The organism is Brevundimonas sp. CURTG3B2_SDJG (genome assembly GCF_057364705.1).
In genome coordinates, this window is sequence record NZ_JBNFOJ010000385.1 from 1 (window position 1) to 2,291 (window position 2,291).

General features: G+C 66.0%; 4 protein-coding genes. All 4 read left to right on the top strand.

Going from position 1 to position 2,291, the window contains the following annotated elements; translation table 11 throughout:
- The first annotated feature begins 420 nt into the window (after nt 1-420).
- Nucleotides 421-780: an AtpZ/AtpI family protein gene (locus tag AC2W7C_RS16930; RefSeq protein ID WP_486002425.1), complete on the top strand. Its 360-nt coding sequence runs from the start codon at nt 421-423 to the stop codon at nt 778-780.
- 7 nt (nt 781-787) lie between these two features.
- The gene (locus AC2W7C_RS16935; protein WP_486002426.1) at nt 788-1,573 is read left to right on the top strand and encodes a F0F1 ATP synthase subunit A; all 786 of its coding nucleotides are present in this window, start codon (nt 788-790) and stop codon (nt 1,571-1,573) included.
- A 49-nt stretch (nt 1,574-1,622) separates the two neighbouring features.
- Nucleotides 1,623-1,847 (top strand): F0F1 ATP synthase subunit C, encoded by a 225-nt coding sequence (locus tag AC2W7C_RS16940; protein WP_486002427.1) that lies wholly within the window; start codon nt 1,623-1,625, stop codon nt 1,845-1,847.
- Between the two features lie 83 nt (nt 1,848-1,930).
- A partial coding sequence (locus tag AC2W7C_RS16945) for a F0F1 ATP synthase subunit B family protein (protein WP_486002428.1) occupies nt 1,931-2,291 on the top strand: 361 nt, incomplete at its 3' end.

A 2,291-nucleotide genomic window follows, 5' to 3' on the forward strand; every position in this document is an offset into this window, starting at 1 on the left:
GATCGCCGAGCTGAAGGCGCTGACGCCGCGGCCGGCGCGGCGTCGACTGGCGGCTGTTCCTCGGCCGGCGCCTGACCGCAAGCCGTCAGCACGCCCGCGAGCGTGGCGATTCCCATCATCCTCAGGCCCGGTTTCATCCAACTCTCCTCCACTGAACCGACATCGGGTCCCGGTGAACGTACGGCCGAGCTTCCGGTTTCGCACCCCACGTTTTCTGACGCCTCCGGATCACGCCTTTCGCCGAATCCGGGCGTCCGGGCAGCGACCGTTCGTCCCACTACGGGCGGGCCAGGAAATTCATGCTGAAATTCAGCAAGATGTTGAAGGATTGCGCCGCCTTGACCTGCGCGGGGCGCGCCTATAGGTTCCGCGCCGAATTCAGACCCCCTCCGGCGCCCGCGTCGGGGCGCTGAGGCCGCCATGTCCCTGCCACCGGAATCGCGCGAAGAGGCGATCGCTCGCCTTCAGAAGAGCGCATCCGATCTGGAGGCGCGCACGACCCGTGAAGTCTCTCCGGAGGTTGCGGGTCAGGCGGCGGCCGGCCAAGCTTGGAAGATTCTCGCCGACCTGCTCGGCGGCGTCTTCGTCGGCTTGGCGCTCGGCTTCGGGATCGACCATTTTGCGGGCACTAGGCCGGCGGGAATCATCGGCGGCGTCCTTCTGGGCTTCGCCATTTCGGTCTGGATGGCGTGGCGCACCGCGCAGCGCCTGATGGCCGAAGCGAAACAGCACGGGGAGCCGAAGTCGGTTCCCTTCGACGACGAAGACGAAGGAGCCTGATCGACCAATGGCCGATCCGCTACACCAGTTTCAGGTCCAGAAGATCGTCGATCTCCCCGACGTGACCTTGCCCGTCATCGGCACGGTCGACCTGGCCTTCACCAACTCCCATCTGGCGATGACCATCGCGTTCGTCCTGGTCGTCGCTTTCCTCGCCGTGGTCACCTCGGGTGCCAAAGTCGTGCCGGGCCGCCTGCAGGCGGTGGGCGAGACCCTCTTCGGCATGATCGATAGTCTCACGGACTCGCTGATCGGCCACGACGGCCGTAAGTACTTCCCGTTCGTCTTCACCGTCTTTCTGTTCATCCTGGCGATGAATTTGCTCGGCATGTTCCTGTCGTTCACGGCGACCTCTCAGCTGGCCATCACCGCCACCTTTGCGTTGATCACCTTCGGCTTGGTGCTGGTCATCGGTTTCGCCAAGAACGGCGTCGGCTTCTTCAAGCTGTTTTGGCCCAGCACGGCGCCGATCGGCATCCGCTGGTTCGTCGGCATCATCGAGTTCGTTTCGTTCGCCCTGCGCCCGTTCACTCTCGCGCTTCGTCTGTTTGGCAACATGCTGGGCGGCCACGTGGCTCTGAAGGTGTTCGCGGGCTTCGTCGTGTCGCTGGGCGCGCTCGCCGCCGGGGGCGGTCTGGGCCTGCTCGGCATTCCGGGCGCCGCCCTGGCCATGGGCATGGTCACGGGCCTGACCGCGCTGGAGTTCCTTGTGGCCTTCCTTCAGGCCTTCGTTTTCGCTGTTCTGACCTGCATCTACCTCAACGATGTGGTCAACCTGGACCACGCCCACTAAGGGCCGGCCCAGTCATTCTTCCAACCCAACCAACTAGGACTAGAGAATCATGGAAGTAGAAGCCGCCAAGGCCATCGGCGCCGGCCTCGCCACCCTGGGCATGATCGGCGCCGGCATCGGCGTCGGCAACATCTTCGGCAACTTCCTGGCGGGCGCCCTGCGCAACCCGTCGGCCGCCGGCTCGCAAATCGGTAACCTGTTCGTCGGCGCCGCCCTGGCCGAAGCCCTGGGCATCCTGGCCTTCGTTCTGGGCGCTCTGATCTACTTCGCCTGATCCCGTTCGACCGCGGCGGGTCTGCTCTTGGCGAGCGGACCCGCCGTGGCTGACGCATCGACTTCTTCGAGACCAGGCGACAGATGACCACGCACGCTCAACCCGTCCTGCCTTCGGACGCGACCCAGCCGGTCGCGACCGAGGACACGCACGCCACGACCGAGGCCACGCACGGTGGCGGACACGAAGCCGGCGGCCTGCCGCAGCTCGAGTTCCAGCACTGGTTCGGCCAGATCGTCTATCTGATCTTCCTGTTCGCGGTTCTGTACATCCTGATCGCCAAGGTCTTCGCCCCGCGCATGCGCCGGGTGTTCGACGAGCGGTCCTCGACCATCTCGACGGCGGTGGAAACCGCCCGTCAGGTCCAGGCCGAGGCCGCCGGCCAGGCCGAGGCCGCCAAGCGCGAAGTCGAGGAGGCTCGCGCCGCCTCGCGCGCCACGGCCG

What these genes read in the sequence shown, in the direction of transcription:
- AC2W7C_RS16935 (WP_486002426.1), top strand. Translation starts at nt 788, where the DNA reads ATGGCCGATCCGCTACACCAGTTTCAGGTCCAGAAGATCGTCGATCTC.
- AC2W7C_RS16930 (WP_486002425.1), top strand. Translation starts at nt 421, where the DNA reads ATGTCCCTGCCACCGGAATCGCGCGAAGAGGCGATCGCTCGCCTTCAG.
- AC2W7C_RS16940 (WP_486002427.1), top strand. Translation starts at nt 1,623, where the DNA reads ATGGAAGTAGAAGCCGCCAAGGCCATCGGCGCCGGCCTCGCCACCCTG.